The sequence below is a fragment of the Pseudoduganella sp. R-32 genome (assembly GCF_049913245.1).
Lineage (GTDB): Bacteria > Pseudomonadota > Gammaproteobacteria > Burkholderiales > Burkholderiaceae_D > Rugamonas.
Genome location: NZ_CP183987.1, coordinates 4,286,109 through 4,308,672, shown reverse-complemented (window position 1 = coordinate 4,308,672; position 22,564 = coordinate 4,286,109). Strand labels below are relative to the sequence as shown.

General features: G+C 64.0%; 23 protein-coding genes and 1 riboswitch. Of the genes, 8 read left to right on the top strand and 15 right to left on the bottom strand.

The genetic code is table 11. The features are described 5' to 3' along the window. Positions 1-33: 33 nt before the first annotated feature. From ACN9MU_RS19515 to ACN9MU_RS19460, 12 genes are all read right to left on the bottom strand, one after another. Positions 34-750, bottom strand: a complete 717-nt coding sequence (locus ACN9MU_RS19515; RefSeq protein ID WP_426343313.1) for a FliA/WhiG family RNA polymerase sigma factor — start codon at positions 748-750, stop codon at positions 34-36. Between the two features lie 5 nt (positions 751-755). Continuing rightward, the gene (locus ACN9MU_RS19510; RefSeq protein WP_426162054.1) at positions 756-1,211 is read right to left on the bottom strand and encodes a flagellar basal body-associated FliL family protein; all 456 of its coding nucleotides are present in this window, start codon (positions 1,209-1,211) and stop codon (positions 756-758) included. A gap of 7 nt (positions 1,212-1,218) precedes the next feature. Next, positions 1,219-2,457 carry a flagellar hook-length control protein FliK gene (locus ACN9MU_RS19505; protein WP_426318306.1) on the bottom strand — a complete coding sequence of 413 codons (1,239 nt, stop codon included), beginning with the start codon at positions 2,455-2,457 and terminating at the stop codon, positions 1,219-1,221. Positions 2,458-2,459: 2 nt separating this feature from the next. After that, complete coding sequence (locus ACN9MU_RS19500) at positions 2,460-2,771, bottom strand: hypothetical protein (protein ID WP_426318305.1); 312 nt, start codon at positions 2,769-2,771, stop codon at positions 2,460-2,462. Next, the gene (gene fliS, locus ACN9MU_RS19495) at positions 2,764-3,150 is read right to left on the bottom strand and encodes a flagellar export chaperone FliS (RefSeq protein WP_426162051.1); all 387 of its coding nucleotides are present in this window, start codon (positions 3,148-3,150) and stop codon (positions 2,764-2,766) included. The genes ACN9MU_RS19500 and fliS overlap by 8 nt, the downstream gene beginning before the upstream one ends. A gap of 12 nt (positions 3,151-3,162) precedes the next feature. Then, positions 3,163-4,554, bottom strand: coding sequence for a flagellar filament capping protein FliD (fliD, locus tag ACN9MU_RS19490; RefSeq protein WP_426318304.1), 1,392 nt, complete (start codon positions 4,552-4,554; stop codon positions 3,163-3,165). A gap of 87 nt (positions 4,555-4,641) precedes the next feature. Then, positions 4,642-5,073, bottom strand: coding sequence for a flagellar export protein FliJ (gene fliJ / locus ACN9MU_RS19485; protein ID WP_426162049.1), 432 nt, complete (start codon positions 5,071-5,073; stop codon positions 4,642-4,644). Continuing rightward, positions 5,070-6,380: a flagellar protein export ATPase FliI gene (fliI, locus tag ACN9MU_RS19480; RefSeq protein ID WP_426335950.1), complete on the bottom strand. Its 1,311-nt coding sequence runs from the start codon at positions 6,378-6,380 to the stop codon at positions 5,070-5,072. The genes fliJ and fliI overlap by 4 nt, the downstream gene beginning before the upstream one ends. Then, positions 6,377-7,081, bottom strand: a complete 705-nt coding sequence (gene fliH / locus ACN9MU_RS19475) for a flagellar assembly protein FliH (protein ID WP_426162047.1) — start codon at positions 7,079-7,081, stop codon at positions 6,377-6,379. Before fliH ends, fliI begins: the two co-directional genes overlap by 4 nt. Further along, a complete protein-coding gene (locus ACN9MU_RS19470) occupies positions 7,081-8,103 on the bottom strand; it encodes a flagellar motor switch protein FliG (RefSeq protein ID WP_426162046.1) in 1,023 nt (340 codons plus the stop codon). The genes fliH and ACN9MU_RS19470 overlap by 1 nt, the downstream gene beginning before the upstream one ends. Further along, positions 8,084-9,853 carry a flagellar basal-body MS-ring/collar protein FliF gene (gene fliF, locus ACN9MU_RS19465; RefSeq protein WP_426318302.1) on the bottom strand — a complete coding sequence of 590 codons (1,770 nt, stop codon included), beginning with the start codon at positions 9,851-9,853 and terminating at the stop codon, positions 8,084-8,086. The genes ACN9MU_RS19470 and fliF overlap by 20 nt, the downstream gene beginning before the upstream one ends. Before the next feature lie 36 nt (positions 9,854-9,889). After that, entirely contained in the window at positions 9,890-10,240 is a 351-nt protein-coding gene (locus tag ACN9MU_RS19460; protein WP_426162044.1) for a flagellar hook-basal body complex protein FliE, read from the bottom strand. A gap of 387 nt (positions 10,241-10,627) precedes the next feature. Here ACN9MU_RS19460 and ACN9MU_RS19455 point away from each other — a divergent pair, with 387 nt between their 5' ends. The 8 genes from ACN9MU_RS19455 (at position 10,628) to ribB (ending at position 18,011) form a co-directional block, all read left to right on the top strand. Beyond that, positions 10,628-11,482 carry a FliM/FliN family flagellar motor switch protein gene (locus ACN9MU_RS19455; RefSeq protein WP_426318301.1) on the top strand — a complete coding sequence of 285 codons (855 nt, stop codon included), beginning with the start codon at positions 10,628-10,630 and terminating at the stop codon, positions 11,480-11,482. Positions 11,483-11,484: 2 nt separating this feature from the next. Beyond that, positions 11,485-11,859, top strand: a complete 375-nt coding sequence (locus ACN9MU_RS19450; RefSeq protein ID WP_426172241.1) for a FliM/FliN family flagellar motor switch protein — start codon at positions 11,485-11,487, stop codon at positions 11,857-11,859. After that, the gene (gene fliP, locus ACN9MU_RS19445; RefSeq protein ID WP_426162042.1) at positions 11,856-12,602 is read left to right on the top strand and encodes a flagellar type III secretion system pore protein FliP; all 747 of its coding nucleotides are present in this window, start codon (positions 11,856-11,858) and stop codon (positions 12,600-12,602) included. The genes ACN9MU_RS19450 and fliP overlap by 4 nt, the downstream gene beginning before the upstream one ends. A gap of 11 nt (positions 12,603-12,613) precedes the next feature. After that, the gene (gene fliQ, locus ACN9MU_RS19440) at positions 12,614-12,886 is read left to right on the top strand and encodes a flagellar biosynthesis protein FliQ (protein ID WP_055924555.1); all 273 of its coding nucleotides are present in this window, start codon (positions 12,614-12,616) and stop codon (positions 12,884-12,886) included. 6 nt (positions 12,887-12,892) lie between these two features. Then, positions 12,893-13,675, top strand: a complete 783-nt coding sequence (locus ACN9MU_RS19435) for a flagellar biosynthetic protein FliR (protein WP_426162041.1) — start codon at positions 12,893-12,895, stop codon at positions 13,673-13,675. After that, on the top strand, positions 13,668-14,813 hold the full coding sequence (flhB, locus tag ACN9MU_RS19430) for a flagellar type III secretion system protein FlhB (protein WP_426162039.1): 1,146 nt from the start codon (positions 13,668-13,670) through the stop codon (positions 14,811-14,813). The genes ACN9MU_RS19435 and flhB overlap by 8 nt, the downstream gene beginning before the upstream one ends. Further along, entirely contained in the window at positions 14,810-16,903 is a 2,094-nt protein-coding gene (locus ACN9MU_RS19425) for a flagellar biosynthesis protein FlhA (protein ID WP_426162038.1), read from the top strand. The genes flhB and ACN9MU_RS19425 overlap by 4 nt, the downstream gene beginning before the upstream one ends. Positions 16,904-17,116: 213 nt before the next feature. Continuing rightward, positions 17,117-17,267, top strand: a riboswitch (FMN riboswitch). A 102-nt stretch (positions 17,268-17,369) separates the two neighbouring features. Then, a complete protein-coding gene (ribB, locus tag ACN9MU_RS19420) occupies positions 17,370-18,011 on the top strand; it encodes a 3,4-dihydroxy-2-butanone-4-phosphate synthase (RefSeq protein WP_426162036.1) in 642 nt (213 codons plus the stop codon). Positions 18,012-18,029: 18 nt separating this feature from the next. Here ribB and ACN9MU_RS19415 read toward each other — a convergent pair whose 3' ends face one another. The 3 genes from ACN9MU_RS19415 to xdhA are packed head-to-tail and all read right to left on the bottom strand — an operon-like array spanning position 18,030 to position 22,557. After that, a complete protein-coding gene (locus ACN9MU_RS19415) occupies positions 18,030-18,731 on the bottom strand; it encodes an aquaporin (RefSeq protein WP_426343312.1) in 702 nt (233 codons plus the stop codon). Beyond that, a complete protein-coding gene (gene xdhB, locus ACN9MU_RS19410; RefSeq protein ID WP_426162033.1) occupies positions 18,728-21,073 on the bottom strand; it encodes a xanthine dehydrogenase molybdopterin binding subunit in 2,346 nt (781 codons plus the stop codon). The genes ACN9MU_RS19415 and xdhB overlap by 4 nt, the downstream gene beginning before the upstream one ends. Then, the gene (gene xdhA, locus ACN9MU_RS19405; RefSeq protein ID WP_426343311.1) at positions 21,070-22,557 is read right to left on the bottom strand and encodes a xanthine dehydrogenase small subunit; all 1,488 of its coding nucleotides are present in this window, start codon (positions 22,555-22,557) and stop codon (positions 21,070-21,072) included. Before xdhA ends, xdhB begins: the two co-directional genes overlap by 4 nt. Between the last annotated feature and the right edge of the window lie 7 nt (positions 22,558-22,564).

Below are 22,564 nucleotides of genomic sequence, written 5' to 3'. Positions count from 1 at the left end.
GCCTTTCGATTGGTCTTCCGGGTGGGCTGCGGCTCAGGCCGCCAGCACCGCTTTCATCTTGTTCAGGGCCTGCTTGTTCAACTGGCAGACACGGGCGTCGGTCAGGTCCAGCACGGCGGCGATTTCTTTGTAGCTGAGCTCGAATTCGTAATACATCTGGATCACGCGCTGCTCGCGTTCGTCCAGGCCGTGCAGCGCCTGTTCCAGGCTGCGGCGTATCATCAGCTGCTCTTCGGGGCCGGCCACGCTGCCGGTGTCGGCCAGGGTGTCCTGCAGGATGTCGTCGAAGCTGGCGATGGTCTCGGCATTCTCGTCCAGCAGGTAAGCCTGGTAGGCCTCGGCATCGAGGCCGAGCGCCGTCATGATTTCCTGTTCGCCCGGCTCGCGGCCCAGCTTGCGCGTCAGCTCGCGCACCGCATCGCGCATCTTGTGGCTTTGCTGGCGCACCGCGCGCGGGCGCCAGTCCTGCCGGCGCAGCTCGTCGAGGATGGCGCCGCGCACGCGCAGCGCGGCGTAGCTGCCGAAGCCGGCATCGGGCTCGCCGTAGCGGCGCAGCGCTTCAAGCAGGCCCATCAAGCCAATCTGCTCCATGTCGTCGCGGTCGATCGCGCCTTGCACCTGCGAATTCAGCTGGCGCACGATGCGCTTGACCAGCGGCGCGTAGGCGAGCAAGTGCTTCTGCTCGTCGGCCACGCTGACTGCGGCGTAGCTCTCGGCATAGGGATCTGCAACCGTATCCACCAAGCCCATGGCCTTTACTCCAGGATCAACTTGCCAATCATCACTTGCTCGAAGGGGCGTTCGCGCGCCTCCTTGGTGTAGGCTTCATCGTAAGCCTTGTTCAATTCCTCGACAAACTGGTCAATGGTCATCATCGACGCCTTTTCCATCGGCAGGGCCGACAGGGCGCGCACGGCAACGCTGCGCAGCATCGGGAGGGCTTCCTTGGCTTCCTTTTCCTGCTTGGCCGTGGTCGAGATGACGAGGTCGGCCGACATATAGTGCGGCACGGTCTCGCCCGGCTGGCGGCGCAGCATGACGATGACTTTCTCGATGGTCAGGTACTTCAGGGGCTCGCCCGGTTTTTTCTCCTCGGCTGCCGCCTTGGCCGGCTCGGCGCTCTTGCCTTTCATGAGCCAGACGGCGCCGCCGGCGGCGCCTGCACCCACCAGCAGCACGGCTGCCACGATCAGGACCAGTTTCTTGTTCATCTAATGCTTACTCCCGTTCGCCCAACATGGCAAAAGTGGTGTTGCCGGCATCGCTGCCTTCCAGGGCGCGGCCCGGCTGGCGCTGCTGTTCGCGTTGCTGCTGCGCGTCCTGCTGGCGCTGCTGCTGGCCGCCATCGGCCAGGCTGCGCGCATTGCTGGAAGACACCGTGACGGCTACCTCGCCGAACTGGCGCTGCGACAGGTCCTGGCGCACGGCGTCGCCGATGGTGTTGAGCTGGCGCAGCACTTCGCTGTGGCTGGCGGCGATGTTCACCTGCAGGGCGCCGCCGCTGTGGCGCACGGAAATTTCCACGCTGCCCATGTTTGGCGGTTCCAGGCGGATCACGGCGCGCTCGTCATTGCGAGCCAGTTGCAGCTGCAGGCGGTCGCCGAGGGCGGCGCGCAGCGGCTGCTGCCATTGCTCCGGGCTGCCGCTCAATTGCAGCGTATCGCCGGGCTGGGGCGCGGCTGCATTGGCCAGCACGCTGCGGAAGCCGGGCAGGGCGCCGGCATCGGCCGGCTGGCGCTGGCTGTCGGCCAGCAGGCTGGCGCTGTCCTTGGCGGCCAGCGGGGCGGCCGTGCTGTCGGCGGCCTGGCCTTGCAGGGCGTTGAGCGCGCTGGCCAGGGCTTCGCTGGCCGAGCTGCGGGTCGCCGCGGCGGGCGTGGCGGCTGGCAGTACCGGGCTGGCAGCAGGGCGGGCTGCCGCGGCGAGCAGGGCGCTGCGGGTGTCGGGCAGCGGTGCTGCCGGCGCCCTGGCGGCCTCGGCCTGCGCGCCGGCGCCGGCTTCACGGGCGGCCAGGGCGCTGGCCTGGGCCTGCTGGCGCAACAGCAGGCTGCTGGCGTTGGCCTTGGCGGCGGGAGCGGTCAGGGCGGCGGCGACGGCTGCCACGCTGTCGGGCGTGGCGCCCGGCGTGCCGCCGTTCAGCGGCAGCGTGCCCATGGCAGGCAGCATGGTGGCCAGGGCGGCCGCGGCGGCTGCCGTGTCGTCGGCAGGCTTGGCCGGGGTGCTTTCCTGGTCGGCGCTGCTGCCGGCCATGGCGTCCAGCAGGGCGCCGAACGGCGCCGGCACCATGGCGGCGGCATCCAGCAGCACGCCGGCCAGGCCGCTGGCCGGCGCAGCGCTGTCAGCCGTGCTGCCGCGGGCCGCATCGGCCGCTGCGGCGCCGTTGGCGGCCGGCGGCGGCAGGCCGGCAGCGCCGGCGGCTGTTGGGACGGGAGCGGCAGGGGCCGCAGGCAAGTTGATCATGCTCAGGTTCCGGTTGCAGCGTCACCGCTGTCGAGGGCATAGGCAAGCCAGCCCTCTCTGTTGTTCGTCATATCGCTCAGGTGCTGGCCAGTCTCGACGGTGGCGCTATCAACTCTTGCCACAGCCGCGACGTGCAAATCACGCAGCGCCGCCAGCGCTGCGCGCTCGGCCGGCGTCCACGCACCCTGCGCTGCCAGCGCCGGCAGGGTGGAGGTCATCAAAGTATTAATCGCCGCCAGTGCCGCCCAGTCGCTGGCGGCAGTGGCGGCGCTCAGCTGCTGCGCAAGCTGCAGCAGCGTCCCATGCCTATCCATGCTTGTCGTGCACGCCTTGCCAGCCGGCGCGGATCGTGGTCAGCAGGCCCACCACCTCGTCGATGACGGCAGGGTCCATGTCCACGCCGGCGCGGTACAGGCGGGCAGCGCAATAGTCGTACAGGCGGCCCAGGTTGGCCACCACCTCGCCGCCTTGCTCGAAATCGAGCGAGCTGGCGAGCCCGTTGATGATCTCGGTGCACTTGTCGAGGCTGAGCGCCTTTTGTTCGTAGCGCTTGCCAAGGATGTGGCCGCGTGCACGGGCCAGCTCTTCCAGCAGGCCGTCGGTCAGCACCAGCACCAGTTCGATCGGCGTGGCGCGGGCCGTCTGTGCATCCAGGTTCGTGGCGTGATAGCTGCCGTAGGCGTCGTGGTCCATTGTTTAAGACTTTCAGGAATCGGATTTGCTGAACATCGCTTCAAACATGCTGCTCGTTCCGCTCATCTGGGACTGCAGGGATTGCAGCTGGGTGAACTGGTTCAGGTAGCGCTTGTAAGCGTTGTCGTATTGGGTTTCCAGCGCGGCCTGGCGGGACACGAGCTGGGACTGCAGTTTGGCGTTGGCATCCTTGCGGGTGGCGAGCTGGCCGGTGCCGGCCTTGGTCCAGCTGTTGACCAGGGTATCGAGGTTGCCCAGGACGCCCGTCGGCATGGTGCCGGTCTTGCCCAGGATCGCGTCCAGGCCGGTCGGGTTGGTGGCCAGGGTCTTGTCCAGGCGTGTCTTGTCCAGCGCCAGGGTGCCGTCGCGCTGGGCCGTGACGCCATAGTTGACCAGGCTGACCCCGCCGACCGCCGTGCGCAGCAGCGATTGCATGCGCGATTTCAGCGAAGCAAGGCCGGCGTCGGAGGCATAGATGCCGCTGGCCGTTCCTTTGGCAACGTTGCCGGCTGCCGTCAGTTCGCCGATCGAGGCCAGCATCTTGTTCCACTGGTCCACGAAATTCTGCACATTGGTCGCGGTGGCGCTGCTGTCGCGCGCGACATTCAGGGTGACCGGCACGCCGCCCGTCTGGGCCTTGGTGAAGGTCATCGAGACGCCATCGACCACATTGAAGGTGTTCGACGCTTGCGTGATCTTGTTGCTCGGATCGCCGCCCGGGGCACCGACCCAGACCACGGCATCGGTGCCGTTCTGCAGCACGCGGTTGGCATCGGCCAGCTGCGCCTGCAACGCTGGATCGCCCAGGTTGGTGGTGTCGATGCCGGCCACGCCATTGGCCTGGCCGGTCACATTGGAGGTCAGCACCAGCCGGGTCTGGCCGTTGACGGTCAGGGTGGAGGCGGTCACGCGCGAATTATTGGTCGCCTCCATATTGATGGCAGCGGCAATTTCTTTCGCGCTCAGCGTATTGTTCAGGTCCTTGTCGCCGTTGGCCAGGCTGACGGTGAAGCTGCTGCCATCGGCCAGCTTGACGGACAGGGTGCCGGCGGCCGCGCCGGTCACGGCCGAATCGGTCATGCCGCTGTAGGACACCTGGCCGACCGTGGCCAGCTGCTCGACGTAGAACTGGTAATTGCCGGCGGCCGCCGAGGCGGTTGCCGTGGCCGTGCCGACATCGGAGCTGAATGTTGCCTTGTTGGCTACAACCGAGCCGGACGAGGTCGTTGACGACAGGGCGCTGCGGAAGGTGCCCAGGGCCGAGCTCAGCTTGCTCAGCGCCTTGTCGATCGCCGTCGCGGTAGCAGACTGGGAATCCAGCATCGACTGGCGCCCCTGGATATACATCTGCGCCAGTTGGGTGGCCGTGGTCTTGGGATCGTAGGTGGGGACAGAAGTAGCCATTTCTCGTGCTCCGAAGAAATTAAATGAAGTGTACCAAGGTAAGAGGCGACCAAAGTGATGACTTCATGAAATATTCGGTTCAGCCTTTCATTTATGTCCGCGGTACCACAGTTGGGTTGCCAGTTCGTCATGCCGCTTGCGCTCTTGCGCACGCTGCGCCGTGGCCGCTGCGTCCTGGTGGCGCTCCAAGACCTGGCCCAGCACTTCGCGCTTGACGTAGGCGGCGGTCAGGGCGCGCTGCGACACGGCCATGTCGGCCTCGTGCATGTGCAGGTTGAGGCGCTGGCTGTCGGCCATGGCCATCACGCCTTGCTTGTAATCGCCGCAATTGATGGCCAGGGCCATCGGCAGGCGGCCGGACGGGCCGCTGCTTTCGTACAGGTTGGTCAGCTTGTCGAGCGTCTTCCGGTAGCGGTCGCGCACGCTTTCCTTGGCGGCCATTTCCGTTTGCAGTTTGTCGACTTCATTGCTGCGCATGTCGACCAGGGTCGACAGGCTGCGAATCGTGGTTGTCGTCATGCCATGAGCCTTTCAAGTTGGTCCACGCAATTGGCGTAGGGGGCCGGTTCCTTGGTCCCCTGGCACAGGAATTCTTCGATATGCGGATGCAGGTTGACGGCCTTGTCGGTGACCGGATCGGCGCCCGGCACGTAGGCGCCCAGCGGGATCAGGTCGCGCACCCGTTCATGGCGCGCCATCGAGGCTTTCAGTGCACGCGCCGCCAGCATGTGCTCGCGCGTGATCACATGGTTCATGCAGCGGCTGATCGAGGCGGCAATATTGATCGCCGGGTAGTGGCCGCGCTCGGCCAGTTCGCGCGTCAGCACGATGTGGCCGTCCAGGATGGCGCGCGCGGTGTCGACCACCGGGTCCTGCTGGTCATCGCCTTCGGCCAGCACGGTGTAGATCGCGCTCATGCTGCCGTATGGATTTTCGCCATTGCCGGCCGATTCGACCAGCTGGGGCAGGGCGGAAAACACCGATGGCGGATAGCCCTTGGTGGCGGGCGGCTCGCCCAGTGCCAGCGCCACCTCGCGCAGCGCCATCGCATAGCGGGTCAGCGAATCGACCAGCAGCAGCACGTTCTTGCCCTGGTCGCGGTAATGGGCGGCGATCGAGTGGCACAGTTCGGTGGCCATGATGCGCATCAAGGGCGACTCGTCGGCCGGCGCGATGACCAGCACGGCTTTCTTCAAGCCTTCCGGACCCAGCGACATTTCAATGAACTCGCGCACCTCGCGCGAACGTTCGCCGATCAGGCCTACCACCACCACGTCGGCCACGGTCTGGCGCGTGATCAGGCCCAGCAGCACGGACTTGCCGACGCCGGAACCGGCCATCAGGCCGACGCGCTGGCCCTTGCCCAAGGTCAGCATGCTGTTGATCGCGCGCACCCCCACGTCGAGTGCATCGATTACCGGCTGCTTCCTGAGCGGGTTGATGCGCGGCGGCTGGGCGTCGAGCGCGTATTCACCGCCCAGCTTGCCCAGGCCATCGATCGGTTCGCCAATGCCGTTCACCATGCGGCCCAGCCAGCTGTCGCCAATCTGCAAGCTGCCTTTTTCGTTGGACGGCAGCACGCGTGCGCCGGTGGTCAAGCCGGCAGCTTTCTTGAACGGCATCAGGAAGGTCAGCTTTTCGCGGAAGCCCACCACCTGCGCGTCGAGCCATTCGCCATCGACTGTCTCGATCTGGCAACGCTGGCCGGTATGCAGCTTGCAACCGGTAGCCTCCAGCAGCAGGCCGGAAGCCCCCACCAGGCGCCCGGTCGGGGTGGCCAGCGGTACGTCATCGAGTTCCAGTTTGCGCAGTGCGTCTGCAATCATTCTTCGCTCTCAGCGTCGTCACCGCCATCGGCGGCCTGCAACTGATTATCGACCTGTTCCATGACAGCAGCAAGACGCTGGTGGCAACCGGCATCGACTTCGCTATCGCCGGCACGGATGCGGCATTCGCCCAGGTCGAGGCGGGCATCGCCGATCAGGTTCCAGCGCTTGGCGCGCTTCGGATCGACTTCCATGATGCGTTTGACTTCTTCCGGATTCAGGTAGACATCGATCTCGTCGCGCGTTGGCGGCATCGAGGCCAGGGTCTCGTCGACCAGGGCCATGATCTGCACCGGCTGCAGCGCGAGCTCGGCGCGGATCACGTTGCGCGCCACTTTCGCCACCAGGTCCACCACTTCCTTGCGCTGGGCGGCGCGGTAATCGGCGCGCAGCTTCTTCAGCGATTTGAGCATGCCGTCGACCGGGCGCGCCAGGTGGTCGAAGCCGACCAGGGTTTCCTGGCGGCCTTCTTCACGGCCCAGCTCCACGCCTTGCTGGCGGCCGGCTTCAAAGCCGTCTTCCTGGCCGCGCTGCAAGCCGATTTCATAACCGTCGCGCTGGCCCTGCTCGAAACCTTCGCTGACCGAAGCCTGCCATTGGGCGGCATCGGCCACGTGGCCCTGGCCGGCGACGCGCTGGCCATTGGCGCCGTGCACGTACTGCTGCAAAGGCGGGAAGCGGTAAGGGCGGAACTGTTTCATCACTCGACCACCGTTTCAGCGAACAGCTGCACTTCGACTTCGCCGGCATCGGCCAGCGCCTTGACAGTGGCCATGATTTCCTGGCGCGTCGCTTCGATGCGCGACATCGGCACCGGGCCGGCGCGGCGCATCATGTCTTCGAAGGCCTGCGCCTGGCGCTTCGGCATGGTCTTCAGCACCGCGTCGCGGATCGCCTGTTCGGCGCCCTTGAGCGCGATGGCCCACTGCTCGAGCGGCACTTCCTCGATGATGCGGGTGAGCGTGACTTCGGTCTGGGTCGACAGGATGAGGAAGTCGTACATCTGCATCTCGATCTGTTCCACCACTTCCGGGTCGTGGGCGCGCAGCAGCTCGACGATCTGGGCGCGGTTGCTGGGCAGGCGGTTCAGGATCTCGGCCACCTGGCGCACGCCTTCCACGCTGGTCGACTGCGAGTCGAACGAGGACAGGCAGCGGTTCACCAGTTCTTCCAGTTCCAGCAGCAGGTCGCGGTCGATCTCGTCCAGGCGCGCCATGTTCAGCAGCACCAGGTCGCGTCCTTCCAGCGGCAGCGCATCGAGGATCTGGCCGGCCAGCGCCGGCGGCAGAAAGGCCAGGAACACCGCCTGCATCTGCACGTGTTCGTTGGCAATGTAGTCGGCCAGCCACTTCGGCGAGGCCCACTGCAGGCGCGCCATTTTCGGGCGCAGCTCGTCGCCGTAGATGTTGTTCAGTACGGTATTCGCGATATCGCCGCCCAGCGCCAGGTCGAGCGAGCGCTTGAGGAAGGAGCGCGAAGCTCCGTGCACGCCGGACTGCTGGCGGTAGTCGTCGAAGAAGGTCTGCATGGCGGTCTTCACTTCTTCCACCTTGATGCCGCTCATGCGCGACATGACCTGGGTCACTTCCAGCAATTCTTCACGCGACAGGCAGCGCAGCACGGCAGCAGCCGGCTCTTCGCCGATCGACAGCAGCACGATCGCGGCTTGCTCGACCGGGCTCAGGCCCTGTTCCTGGTCCAGGTTATTGTTGATGTCGGCCATTTTTCTGCATCCATTGTTTGACGACTTCGGCTACGCGTTCCGGCTCTTTCTCGGCCAGAACCTTGAGGTGGTCCACCATCACGTCCACCGGCGAACCGGCAGGCGGCAAATCGTAGTTTTCCAGCAGCGGCACCATCGGCATCTGGCTGCCTTGCAGCGCTGCCGGCTTGGCGCCGGCTTCTTCCTGCGCTTGCGGAGAGCCTAGAGCAGCTGCCGCGCCGGCGGCGCCCGGCACGGCCGTCGCGCTGCCCGGGATCGGCGTAGCCTCGGCCTGGCGCGCCGCCGCGCCGGCCAGGGCCGGCTTGGCCGCCTGCGCCGGCGTGGCCGGGGCGAAGCGCGCAGTCAGCAGGCGCAGCAGCGGGCGGGCCAGCAGCAGGTAAGCCAGCAGCAGGGCCACCGCGTAACCAAGCCAGTTGACCGAATCGACCACCGTATCGCGTTCCTGCCACCATGGCACGTCGGCCGCCTTGGCAGGGAAGTTCATGGCGCTTACCACCAGCTTGTCGCCGCGTTCTTCATTGATGCCCAGGCCGCTGCGCAGCACCTTGTCGATGTTGGCAATCTCAGGTGCGGTCCAGCCAGTCTTCGGGAAGGGGGCGGCAGCCTGTGCCAGCACCACGGCCACGTTCTGCCGCACCAGGCGGCCGCGGGCGCGCTTGGTCTGGGTGATGCTGCGGTCATAGGCGAACTGGCGCGTGGTCGCGTTCTTGCGCGCGGTGCCTTCCGGCGCCTGGCCGGGCGCGCCAGCCGCGCCGGCTGCGGCCGCTGCATCGGCCGCCTGCTGCTGCGGCGGACGGTTGGACAGGGTGCCAGGCACGCCCATCGCGATGCGGTTGCGGTCCTGCTCTTCGCGCATGGCTTCGCTGGTTACCTTGGGGTCGGCGCCATATTTTTCAACGGTTTCTTCGACCTTGTCGTTGTCGACATCGGCGGTCACGCTGACGCGGAAATTGCTGTCGCCAACGATAGGGCCCAGCAGGCCCTTGATGTTGGCGCGGATTTCTTCCTGCTGGCGCTTGGCGTTCTCATTGGTCGAGGTCGAGGCATCGAACGCCTCCGTCAGGTCGACGTGCGAGGACAGCAGGTTGCCGGCCTGGTCGACCAGGCTCACACGCGCCGGGCTCAGCGAAGCGACGCTGCCTGCCACCATGTTGACGATGGCGGCGATATGTTCAGGCGCGAGCGTGCGTCCTGGCTTGGTAGCGATAACTACGGAGGCCGACGACTTCTCGCCATCGCTCGACACGAAGGAAGTGGACTTGGCGATCGACAGGTGCACGCGCGCATGGGCGATCGCGTCGAGGGTCATGATCGAATTGGCCAGTTCGCCTTCCAGGCCGCGGCGGAAACGCACGTCCTGCACGAATTGCGAGACGCCAAGCGGGTCGTTCTTGTCCATGAGTTCCAGGCCGGCCGGCAATTGCGCGGTCACGCCCTTGGCGGCGAGCAGCATGCGCACCTGGCCCAGCTTACCTTCCGGCACCAGCACCTGGCCGGTTTCCGGATGGATGCGGTAAGAAATCTTTTCCGCGTCGAGCACGTTCATCATGTCGGCGGTCGCGACTTTTTCGCGCTGGCCAAACACCGGCTTGTAGCCGCTCTGGTCCTTCCACAGGATCATCAGCACCAGCGCCGTCACGCCGACAGCAAGCAGCAGCAGGGGATACAGGTTCTTCAGGACAGCCGGCGGCACCGCTGGTGCCGCAGCGCCCCGCCAGCGTCCGAGAGCGGACTTGAGGTTAGCAATCACGTCAGGTCTTTCGAGAGGGAAGGCGGAAACTACAGATTACAGCGGAAGCTTGATCAATTCATCGACCGCACCCATCACCTTGTTGCGCACCTGCATCAGCATCTGGAACGACAGGCTGGCTTCCTGGCTGGCGAGCATGGCGCCCACCAGGTCGTCGCTGCGGCCGGCATCGACATCGGCCATCTTTTGACCGGCATCAAGGTCCTGCGCATTGACGCCGGCAATGGCGTCTTGCATCGTTTGGGCAAAGGAAAAAGTGGCGCCCGGCTGCGGCGCGTTGAACTGGGCGGCAGGGGCGATGAGGTTGGCGTGCTGCGTCAGCTCGGCGGCCGCATTGTTCAGGGATGCCAGGTCGGCCTTGATCAGGCCAGCGAATTCATTTGCCATAAAACACCTCAGGTTGGTTGCGTCAGGGCGCGCTTTCGTTACCAATAATGCAACACCATTGACTTCCAGTCACTAACCAACAATCTGGACTAAATGTTAAATGGTGCCGTACGGGAACATGCAGTGTAACCCGATTTCTGGTTCGTAACAACCGCTTACAAATCGCAAAACTACTTATAAATCATGCACTAAGGATAGTTTTTGCAACCAACTGATGTTACATTGCAATAATGAAGCTTACTCGTTGGAAACTTTTATGTAAAGTCTTTTTGACCAAAGAGCTACTTGATTCATGGCAATACTGAGGGATTTGAGTTATTCTACGCTTCCAAGATCATCCTGAGCGCAGAACTTTGCGATAGGATTGCAGCAGACGGATGGCCAACTATGACTACCTCTCAAAGCACTGTGCAATACGAAGTACTTGACCCTTGCTTGCTGGGGCGGCCGGTACACCGGCTGCCCGAGTTTGCCGCGCAGTTGCGCGAAGACCTGGCCCAGGCCATGCGCCTGAACGTCCACCGCCGTTACTGGGGCACGTTCCAGGTGGACGATGTGTCCTTCAGCCGCCTCGACGGCAGCGAAGCGCGCCAGCGCTGGCTGGGTTTTGCAGCGCCTTCCGGGCAACTGGGTTTTGCGTTGGAGCGTAAGATACTGCTAGGCGTATTGAATTACCGTTACGGCCGCGCCACCCGCGCCGATGCCGCTGTTGACGAACAGGCCGTGCGAGTTACCGCTACCGAGGAACGCCTGGCTGTGGTTCTGGGGCAACAGCTGGTGAGCATTCTGGCAGCGCGAATTGAAAGTAACCTGCCTGCAAGCGGGCGCGAACTTGGCGAAGAGGAAAGCATCAAGGCAAGCAGCGCCGCCCAGCCCGGCAAAGGAAGCTGGGTGGTCACTGTTTCGCTCAGCGATGGCGAACTGCAGGGCAAGGCCTGGTTTGCGCTCGACAAGCAAGTGATGGGCAGTGTGCTGGCCGGCCTGATGCCGGAGCGCGATGCCGGCAAGAAGGGCAACAAGCATCCAGGGCCGCTGGCGGCGCGGCTCCAGGTTGGCCTGAGCGGCCGGCTGGTTTCCAAGGAAACCACGCTGGGCGCCATGTTCGACCTGCGTGTGGGCGATGTCATCCCGATCAGCCTGCACAGGGCAGACGTTATGCTCGAAGAATCCCGCCTGTTTACAGCTGCGGTCACTGAGCACAAGGGCAAACTCTGCTTAACCTCTTTTGAAGATTCCGAATGAACATGATGAATAACCCGAACGGTTCCAACGACTCCATGCTGGACGATATGTCGGAAGAAATGATCATCGACCAGGTATCGCAGGATTTGAGCGACGTGCCGGCGCCGCGTGCCGGCCGGCGCGACCTGCCTGCCATGATGCGCAAGATTCCCGTCACGCTGACGCTGGAGGTTGGCTCGGCCCGCCTGTCGCTGCAGGACCTGATGCAGATCGGGCCGGACAGCGTGGTGGAACTCGACATGCTGGCCGGGGAACCGCTGACCATCAAGGTCAACGGCACCGCGATCGGCCGCGCCGAGGTGGTGGTGGCCGGCGAAAACTACGGCCTCAAGGTCATCGATCTGGACGGGTTGAACCTCGACATGATGGCGCCATGACGGCGCGCCGCCTGGTGCCCGGCCTGGCGGCCGGGGCAGTGCTGCTATGTGCCTGCGCGCCCGCGTGGGCCCAGGATTTGCTGGCCGGGGTGGTCCCTGGCGCCAAGACCGACTTGTCGGTGAAGATGCAGATCCTGGTCATCATGACCCTGCTGGGCTTGCTGCCCATCATGGTCATGATGATGACCAGCTTTACCCGTTTCGTCATCGTGCTGTCGCTGCTGCGCCAGGCCCTGGGCCTGCAGCAGGGCTTGCCCAACCGTATCATCACCGGCGTGGCGCTGATCCTGACCCTGCTGGTCATGAAGCCGATCGGGGACGCGGTGTGGCGCGACGCTTTCGTGCCCTACGACCAGGACAAGATCGGCTTGCAGGATGCGCTGAAAATTGCCGAGAAGCCGATATCGCGCTTCATGCTGGCCCAGACCAGCAAGGCTTCGCTCAGGCAGATCGCCCACCTGGCCGGCGAAGACGCGATTACCAATCCCGCCGACCATGCGTTCACCGTCAAGCTGGCGGCGTTTGTCTTGTCTGAATTGAAGACGGCATTCCAGATCGGTTGCCTGCTGTTCATTCCCTTCCTGATCATCGACCTGGTGGTATCGTCGGTGCTGATGGCAATGGGTATGATGATGCTGTCGCCGCTGGTGATTTCGCTGCCGTTCAAGCTGCTGCTGTTCGTGCTGGTCGATGGCTGGACATTGACTGTCAATACGCTCGTGACGAGCATACAGGCCTATTAGGTGACAAAGCGATGCTGACGCCCGACGTGGCCGTCGACCTGATCGTCGAGGCCCTGCATATCGTAATGATCATGGTCATGGTGCTGGTGGTGCCAGGGCTGGTGGCGGGCCTGCTGGTGGCGCTGGTGCAGGCCGCGACGCAAATCAATGAGCAGACGCTGAGCTTCCTGCCGCGCCTGCTGGTCACCCTGCTGGCCATTGTCCTGACGGGGCGCTGGATGTCCAGCTACCTGATGGATTATTGCGTGTCGATCTTCCAGCGCGCGGCAACTCTGGTGGGGTAGCGGGCCATGGAACAGGTCCTGGCAAACCTCCTGGTGTGGCTGACGGCAATCTGGTGGCCTTTCGTGCGCTGCATGGCCATGCTGAGCGCGGCGCCGGTGCTGGGCGAGATGATGGTGCCGGTCACTGTGCGGCTGCTGGTGTCGCTGGTGCTGGCGATCATCCTGCTGCCGGTGACCCAGGGGCAGGCGGTGCAGGGCATCGACCCGATTTCGGTGCAGGGCATTGCGGTGACGCTGGAGCAGGCGGTGATCGGCGGCGCGATCGGGCTGGCATTTCATTTTTCGATGTCGGTGATCGGCGTGCTGGGTTACCTGGTATCGAGCCAGGTCGGCTTTTCGATGGCGGTGATGAATGACCCGCTGAATGGCACTTCGTCGGACGTGGTGTCGGCGCTGCTGTCCATGCTGGCCATCGTCGTTTTCTTTTCGATAGACGGCCACCTGGTGCTGGCCGGCGTGATCGGGCAAAGCTTCAAGGCCTGGCCGCTGGGCGGCGGTTATTCGGCGCTGCTGTTGCAGGCGGTGGCGTGGAATGTGGCATGGATCTTCTCGGCCGCCATGCTGCTGGCGATACCGGTGGTGTTTTCCGCGCTGGTGGTGCAGCTTGGTTTCGGTTTCCTGAACCGCGTGGCGCCGACGCTGAACCTCTTTGCGCTGGGCTTTTCGGTGATCACCGTTTTCGGCCTGCTGATGCTGGGCCAGGTGGTGCGCTTCATTCCGCAGCATTACATCCGCATGTCGAGCCGTGTGCTCGACATGATCCAGCAACAGATGGTGCCTCATGGCTGACGATAGCGGCGGCGACAAGTCAGAGAAGGCTTCAGCGCAGAAGCTGAAGAAATCCCGCCAGGAAGGCCAGGTGGTGCGTTCGCGCGACCTGGCGACGGCCATCGGCATCCTGGTGTCGCTCAAGCTGTTCGTGTACATGCTGCCGGACTACCTGCTGGATTTCCGCGAGATCTTCCACCAGGCGTTTGCGCCGCTGGAAGGCGAGGGCGCCCTGGAGAACGTCATGAGCACGGTCTGGCTCAGTTCCGCGCTGCTGCTGGTGAAGATGGTGTTGCCCTTGTTCGTGGTGCCGTTGTTTGTCGTGCTGGGCGCCATGGTGCCGGGCGGCTGGGTGATGAGCGCCAAGAACCTGCAGCCGAAGTTCGAGCGCTTCAACCCGGTGACCAACCTGGGGCGGCTGTTCTCGAAGAAGCATGGCTTTGAACTGCTGGTATCGATCGGCAAGGCAGCGGTGCTGGGCTGGGTGCTGGTGCACATCGGCACCAGTACGGTCAACGAGTACACGCGCCTGCAAGGGCTGGGACTGAATGAAGCCATGATTTCGGGCGCCAACCAGATGCTGAATGGCGTGATGGCCATGGTGGCCGTGTTCATCATCTTCGCCATCATCGACGTGCCGGCGCAGGCTTACTTCTTCGCCGAACAGCAAAAGATGTCCAAGCAGGAGCTGAAGGAAGAATACAAGTCGCAGGAAGGCCGTCCCGAAGTGCGCCAGCGCATCCGGCAACTGCAGCGAGCGATGGCCGAACGGGCTGCGCGCAAGATCGTGCCGGGCGCCGACGTGGTGATCGTCAATCCGGAGCACTATGCGGTGGCGCTGAAATACGACGAGAAGCGCGCCGAGGCGCCGTTCGTGCTGGCCAAGGGCGTCGACGAAATGGCGCTGTACATCAAGCGGCTGGCGCAGGAGAACGGCATCGATGTGCTCTCCCTGCCGCCCTTGGCGCGCGCAATTTACAATACCAGCCAGGTCAACCAGCAGATTCCCGTGCAGTTGTACCAGGCTGTTTCCATGGTCCTGCATTATGTGCTGCAGCTGAAGGCGTTCCGTGAAGGGCGCCGTCCATCGCAGCCCAATCCGCTGGAAGCGGCGCAGGTACCGGTTCCAACTTCCATGAGTGAGGCAGCAACCATATGAATTTCCTGAAGGGCTTGTTCGCAGAAGCGGGACGCCACAAACTCGCCACGCCGGTATTCCTGCTGGCGATTCTGGCGATGATCATCCTGCCATTGCCGCCTATCCTGCTGGACGTCCTGTTCACTTTCAATATCGTGCTGGCCCTGATCGTGATCCTGGTCAGCGTGAACGCCAAGCGGCCGCTGGACTTCTCGGTCTTCCCGACGGTGATCCTGGCTACCACGCTGATGCGGCTGACGCTGAACGTGGCCTCGACCCGCGTGGTGCTGCTGCACGGCCACCAGGGCACGGATGCTGCCGGTAAGGTGATCGAGGCCTTCGGCCAGGTGGTCATTGGCGGCAACTACGTGGTCGGCATGGTGGTGTTCGTGATCCTGATGATCATCAACTTCGCCGTGGTGACCAAAGGCGCCGAGCGAATTTCCGAAGTGTCGGCGCGCTTCACCCTGGATGCCTTGCCGGGCAAGCAGATGGCGATCGACGCCGACCTGAATGCGGGCCTGATCAACCAGGAAAAGGCAGTGCAGCGCCGCAAGGAAGTGGCGACGGAAGCGGACTTCTACGGCGCCATGGACGGCGCCGCCAAATTCGTGCGCGGCGATGCGATTGCATCGATCCTGATCCTGATCATCAATATCGTCGGCGGTGTCGCCATCGGTACCGTGATGCAGGACATGAGTTTCGGCGATGCGTTCAAGCAGTACGCCCTGCTGACCATCGGTGACGGCCTGGTGGCGCAGATTCCGGCGCTGCTGCTGTCGGCTGCGGCGGCGATCATCGTGACCCGCGTGTCCGAGACGGAAGGCGCCGACTTCGAATCCCAGGTGGGCCAGCAGTTGCTGGCATCGCCGAATGTGCTGTTCAGCGCTGCGGCCGTGATGGTGATCCTCGGCCTGGTGCCGGGCATGCCGAAGTTGAGCTTCCTCACCTTTGCCGCGGTGCTGGGCTATGTGGGCTGGCGCCTGTACCAGCGGCAGGGCGCGCCGGTGGTCGACAACATCGCCGCCATCGAGGCAGCGCTGCGCGAAGAGAAAGTGCCGGAGCTTGAATGGCAATCGCTGCCCGTGGTGCAGCCGTTGCAGGTTTCGCTGGGCTACAAGCTGGTGGGCATGATCGACAAGGCGCATGGCGAAGTGCTGACCAAGCGCTTGCGCGGCGTGCGCCAAAGCCTGTCGGAAGCGATGGGCATGGTGCTGCCGCAGATTAACGTGCGCGACGACCTGGGGCTGAAGCCGACGCAGTATGCGGTAGTGCTGGGCGGCTCCACGATTGCGGTGGCCGAAGTGTTTGCCGAGCGCCTGATGGCAATCGCGTCGCCCAACGTTTATGGCCAGATCGACGGCATCCCTGGCGTGGAACCGGCTTATGGCATGCCGGTGACCTGGATCGAGGCAAAGGACAAGGCGCATGCACTGGGGCTGGGCTACCAGGTGGTGGAAGCGCCAAGCGCCATCGCGACCCATGTGTCGAAGCTGATTCGCGAGTACCTGCCGGAGCTGTTCCGTCATGAAGACGTGGCGGCATTGATGGATCGCCTGACTGCCTTGTCGCCGAAGCTGGCTGGCTCGCTGGACAAGGCGCTGACGCACACCCAGTTGCTGCGCGTGTTCCGCGTGCTGTTGCAGGAGTCGGTGTCGCTGAAGGATATCGTGCCGATTGCCACGACGCTGCTCGACTCGTCTGAAACTACCAAGGACCCGATCCTGCTGGCAGCCGAAGTGCGTTGCGCGCTGCGGCGCCAGATCGTGTCCGGTCTGTTCGGCCAGAAGACCGAGATGCTGGCCTTTAACCTGGGCGGCGAACTGGAAAACATGCTGCTTGGCTCCCTGAACCAGGCGCGCCAGACCGGCAAGGTGGTGCTGGATAACTATCCGATCGACCCGCACCTGCTGGCGCAATTGCAGGTGAACATGCCGGTGGCGCGCGAGCAGATGAAGCAGCAGGCAACCCCGCCGCTGCTACTCGTGCTGCCGCAGATCCGGCCGCTGCTGGCGCGTTACGCCCGCTTGTTTGCGCCTGGGCTGCACGTTCTGTCGTATAACGAAGTGCCGGAGAATCGCGAAGTTTCGATTATCGGTACGGTGGGCTGAAACCGGCAAACCAGGGTCAGACCCGGAGGGTCAGACCCTGTACGGTCTCCAGGTCCCGGGTTTGGTTGTGCGCCTCTGACTTTCGGCGAAGATCAATACCGCTCAACCCGAACCCGCTGCCCGAAGACCGTACGGGGTCAGACCCTTGGGTCTGACCCCGGTTCACCGGTTTTGCTGGTAGAATCCCAGCGCCTGCAACGTGCAGGCAAATAATTACGTCTTCGGGGCGGGGTGCAATTCCCCACCGGCGGTAAGGACAGCAATGTCCAAGCCCGCGAGCGCCTGCCTGGCTGCATAGGGCAGGGTCAGCAGACCTGGTGCGACTCCAGGGCCGACGGTATAGTCCGGATGAAAGAAGATGTGCGCTGTTGCGCGTGGATGCCTGTCCGCCTTGCGGGCTGGGTAGCTGCGCCTATTCGCTTGCCCTGGAGCGTTTTTCGTTAACTTTTAGCGAGGAGCGTTTCCTATGTTGTCCCCTGAATTGTCCCTTCAAAGCACCGACCTCGAAGCCCGTATCCACGCGGCGCTGGAAGCCATGCGGGCCGGTATCCCTGTCATCCTGCTGGACGACTTCGACCGCGAGAACGAGGCCGACCTGATTGTCGCCACCGATCGCCTGACGGTCGAGACCATGGCCCTGATGATCCGCGAATGCAGCGGCATCGTCTGCCTGTGCCTCACCGCCGAAAAAGTGCGTGAGCTCGAACTGCCACCGATGGCTGCTGAAAACGGCAGCAAGTACGGCACCCCGTTCACGGTCTCGATCGAGGCACGCCACGGCGTGACAACCGGTGTATCGGCCGCTGACCGTGTCACGACCATCCGTGCCGCCGTGGCGCCTGGCGCGCGCCCGGAAGACGTGGTGCGGCCCGGCCACGTCTTCCCGCTGCGCGCCACGCCAGGCGGTGTCCTGATGCGCGCCGGCCACACCGAAGGCTCGGTCGACCTGGCCAGCATGGCTGGCCTGTCGCCATCGGCCGTGCTGTGCGAGCTGATGAATCCGGACGGCACCATGATGCGTGGCGACGCCATCGAGCGGTTCGCACAGCTGCATGGCATGCCGATCCTCACCATCGCCGAATTGATTGAGTGGCGAAAGCGCAGCTGATTTCCGGTCACGGAGCGGTCAATAGGTTGACGCGCGGCGAACGTCCGGTCCAGGCTCTCGAAGTTTCGCTGGACTATGCAGCCAGGTGACAAGGACAGTCGCTGCCATTGCGCCGAGCAATTGGGCAGCGACGTAGCCGGGTACATCTGCAAAGCGTATGCCTGCCACCGTATCCGTCGCGGCCCGGGCCAGGGTAAGGGCAGGGTTGGCGAACGAGCTCGATGCCGTGAACCAGTAAGCGGAAGCGATGTAGGCAGCGACGGCAAACGGCGTCAACGACGGCCGGCTGCGTGCGCAGCCGCTGGTCACGAAAATCAGGCCGAAAGTTGCCATGAACTCGCTCCACCACAGCGCTGTACCGGTCCTGGAGTGGGTCGCCATGGCAAACAACGGTTCGCCGAACATCGCGTGCGCAGCGGCAATGCCGGCGAACGCGCCGAAAACCTGCGCCGCCGCGTAGGGGAGGGTGTCGCTCCACTCCATGCCGCCTTGCCAGGCTTCCGACAGCGTGACGACCGGATTGAAATGAGCGCCGGAGATCGCGCCGAACGCCAGGATCAGCGCCAACAGGCCGGCGGCGCTGGCGACTGAATTGGCGAACAAGGCGATTGCGGCATTGCCGCCAGCCAGGCGGTCGGCCATGATGGCGGAGCCCACCACCACGGCCAGCAACAGTGCCGTGCCAAGGCCTTCTGCGGCAAGGCGTCGCGCGAGCGTCATGCCTGGGCGCGAACGGCATCGACCGCGTCGAGGATCGCTTCACCTGTGGCAGGGGCGCGCAGCGGCGGATTGATGCGGTAGTTGCCGACCGAGGCCACGGCATCGCGAATGGCCAGGAAGACGGAAAACGGCAGCAGCAGCGGCGGTTCGCCGACCGCCTTGGAACGGTGGATGCTGTCGAACGGGTTGCGGTTCTTGAACAGGCGCACGTTGAAGTGATCCGGGCAATCGGACACGCCCGGGATCTTGTAAGTAGACGGTGCGTGCGTCATCAGCTTGCCGTGCTGGTTCCACCACAGTTCTTCGGTTGTCAGCCAACCCATGCCCTGGATGAAGGCGCCTTGCACCTGACCTGTATCGATGGCGGGGTTCAGCGAATTGCCGGCATCGTACAGGCAGTCGGCCTTCAGCAGCTTCCATTCGCCGGTCAGGGTGTCGACGATCACCTCGGACACCGAGGCGCCGTAGGCGTAGTAGCCGAAGGGGTTGCCGCTCATGGTCTCGCGGTCCCAGCTCAGCCCAGGCGTGGCGTAAAAGCCATCGGACCACAGTTGCACGCGGGCCAGGTAGGCTTTCTGCACCAGGTCGGCGAACGGGATCACGGTTTCGCCCGCGAACACGGTGCCGTTGGCGAGGATGATTTCCTCGGCGGCCACGCCGAACGACTTTGCGGCGAAATCCACCAGGCGCCTGCGCAGCGTGTGCGCGGCATCCTGCGCGGCCTTGCCGTTCAGGTCTGCGCCGGTCGAGGCGGCGGTGGCGGAGGTATTGGCGACCTTGCTGGTATCGGTGGCGGAAGCGCGCACGCTGGACAGCGGAATCCCCAGCTCATGCGCCACTACCTGGCATACCTTGGTGTTGATGCCCTGGCCCATTTCGGTGCCGCCGTGGTTCACCAGGACCGAGCCGTCGACGTAGATGTGTACCAGTGCCCCGGCCTGGTTGAAGTGGGTGACGTTGAAGGCGATGCCGAACTTCACCGGAGTCAGCGCCAGGCCTTTCTTCAGCACGGGGCTGGTGGCATTGAACGCATGGATGGCTTCGCGGCGGGCGCGGTAGGCGGTCTCGCTTTCCAGTTGCGCCACCAGTTCGTGGATGACGTTGTCCTTTACCTTCTGGCCGTATTGCGTGATATTGCGGCCTTCCTCGTCGTTGCGCCCGTAGAAGTTCAGCTTGCGCACGTCCAGCGCATCCTTGCCGAGATTGCGGGCGATTTCATCGATGATGTATTCGATGGCGATGGCCCCTTGCGGGCCGCCGAAGCCGCGAAAGGCGGTATTCGACTGTGTGTTGGTCTTGCCTGCCATGGCGCGGATGTCCACGTCCGACAGGTAGTAGGTGTTGTCGAAGTGGCAGATGGCGCGCGTTGCCACTGGTGCGGACAGGTCTGCCGAGAAGCCGGCGCGCGTCACCATCTGCACTTTGGCTGCGGTGATCAGGCCCTGGCTGTCGTAGCCGATTTCGTACTCGTAGTAGAAGCAGTGGCGCTTGCCGGTAACCATCATGTCGTCGTCGCGGTCGGCGCGCAGCTTTACCGGGCGTTTCAATCGCGCGGCGCTGACTGCGGCGCAGGCGGCCCACAGCGCGGACTGGGATTCCTTGCCTCCAAAACCACCCCCCATGCGCCGGCATTCCACCACCACGGCGTGTGACGGATAGTGCAGGGCGTGCGAGACCACGTGCTGCATTTCGGTCGGGTGCTGGGTGGAGCAGTAGACGTGCATGCCGTTGCCTTCCCTGGGAATGGCATAGGAGATCTGGCCTTCCAGGTAGAACTGCTCCTGGCCGCCGACGTGCAGTTTGCCTTTGAGGATGTTCGGGGAGCGCTCGAATGCTGCCTGCGCTTCGCCCCGTGTCAGGCGCATTGGCGGCACCACGAACGATTCTGCGTCGCGCGCGGCTTCCGGCGTCAGGATGGCTGGCAGTTCTTCGTACTGGATATCGGCCTTGCGGGCGGCGCGGCGCGCATTGTCGTGGGTGTCGGCTACCACGATGAAGATCGGCTGGCCGACGTATTCCACCTTTTCTTCGGCGAGGATCGGGTCGTCGTGGATGATCGGGCCGCAATCATTGGTACCGGGGATGTCCTTCCAGGTGTACACGGCGGCCACGCCTGGCATGGCTTTCACAGGCTCCAGGTTGAGCGACAGGATGCGTGCGTGTGCCTTGGCGGAGAGGCCCAGCGCAGCGTGCAGCGTGCCTTGCGCTTCGGGGATGTCGTCGGTGTAGACGGCTTCGCCGAGCACGTGCAGGATGGCCGATTCATGCGGATGGCTCTGGCCAACTTCGGACCAGCCCTTGGCGGCGCCGAGCGTCATGAACTGTTCGGACTTGCTGTTCATGCGGCGGCTCCTTCCTTGAATGCGTAAGCGTTAACGTAAGTGCTTGGTATGGCGTCTTCCGGGCGGGTCTCCATCCAGAAGCGGCGCAGCAGGTTTTGTGCAGTGCGCATGCGGTAATTGGCGGAGGCGCGCATGTCCGTCAGCGGCGTGTAGTCGCGTGCCAGGGCGTCCACGCAGGCGCGCAGAGTGGCCTCGTTCCACGGCTGGCCATTGATGGCTGCTTCGGCCTGTGGTGCCCGGCGCGAAGTCGCCGCCATGCCGCCGTAGGCGATGCGGGCATTGCGAACGACGCCGTCTTGAAGTTCGAGCGAGAAGGCGGCGCACACGGCGGAGATATCCTGGTCGTAGCGCTTGGCCAGCTTGTAGGTGCGGAACTGCTGGCCGGTGCGCGGCTGGGGGATGCGCACGGCTTCCACGAATTCGCCGGGCTGCCAGTCCTTCTTCATGTAATCGAGGTAGAAGTCCTGCAGCAGCAGGACGCGCTGGCCTTTATCGGAACGCAGCACGATTTCGGCGCCGAGCACGATCATCCATGGCGCGGAATCGCCGATCGGCGAGCCGTTGGCTACGCTGCCGCCCAGGGTGCCGGTGCTGCGGATCGGCTGCGAGGCGAAGCGCTGCCACAGTTCGTGCAGCGAGTCGTTCGGATAGAGCTCCAGCACGGCTTTGTAGGCGTCGTCCAGCGAAACGGCAGCGCCGATCTCCAGCTTGCCGTCGACGCTGGCGATACGGTGCAGTTCCTGCACCTGGCGCGTGTAGATCACGTCGCCCAGGTTGCGCATCTGCTTGGTGACCCACAGGCCGACGTCGGTCGAGCCGGCAAGGATGGTGGCGGTCGGCTTGGCCGCGCGCAGGGCCGTCATTTCGGCCAGGGTGCGCGGCGCGTGGAACGTCTGGCCGTCGTGGGTGTAGCTGAACATGGTATCTCGTTGCAGGCCTTGCAGGACTGCCTTCAATGCGTCGCGGTCGAAGCCGACCGCCGGCAACTCGCCCATGCGGGCGGCTGCATCAATAATCGGGCGGTAGCCCGTACAGCGGCACAGGTTACCGGACAATGTCTCATCGATCGTTTTGCGGCATGGTGGGGTGGTTTGGCCTTCCTGTTTCAAGTACAGGCTCCAGAGCGACATGGCGAAGCCGGGAGTACAGAAACCGCATTGGGAGCCATGGCATTCCACCAGGGCTTCCTGCACCGGGTGCAGGCCGCCATCTGGCTGTTTCAGGTCTTCCACCGTGAACACTGCCTTGCCGTCCAGGGTTGGCAGGAACTGGATGCACGAATTCACGTTGCGCATTTCCAGTTCGCCATCCACCAGCGAGCCGATCACCACGGTGCAGGCGCCGCAGTCGCCTTCGGCGCAGCCCTCCTTGGTGCCGATGCAATGCAGGTCTTCCCGCAGGTGTTGCAGCACCGTGCGGGTGGGGGCGGCGGAATCGACTTCCTGCACGCGCCCCTGGTAGAAGAAACGAATCGGTTGGGACATCTTTGCT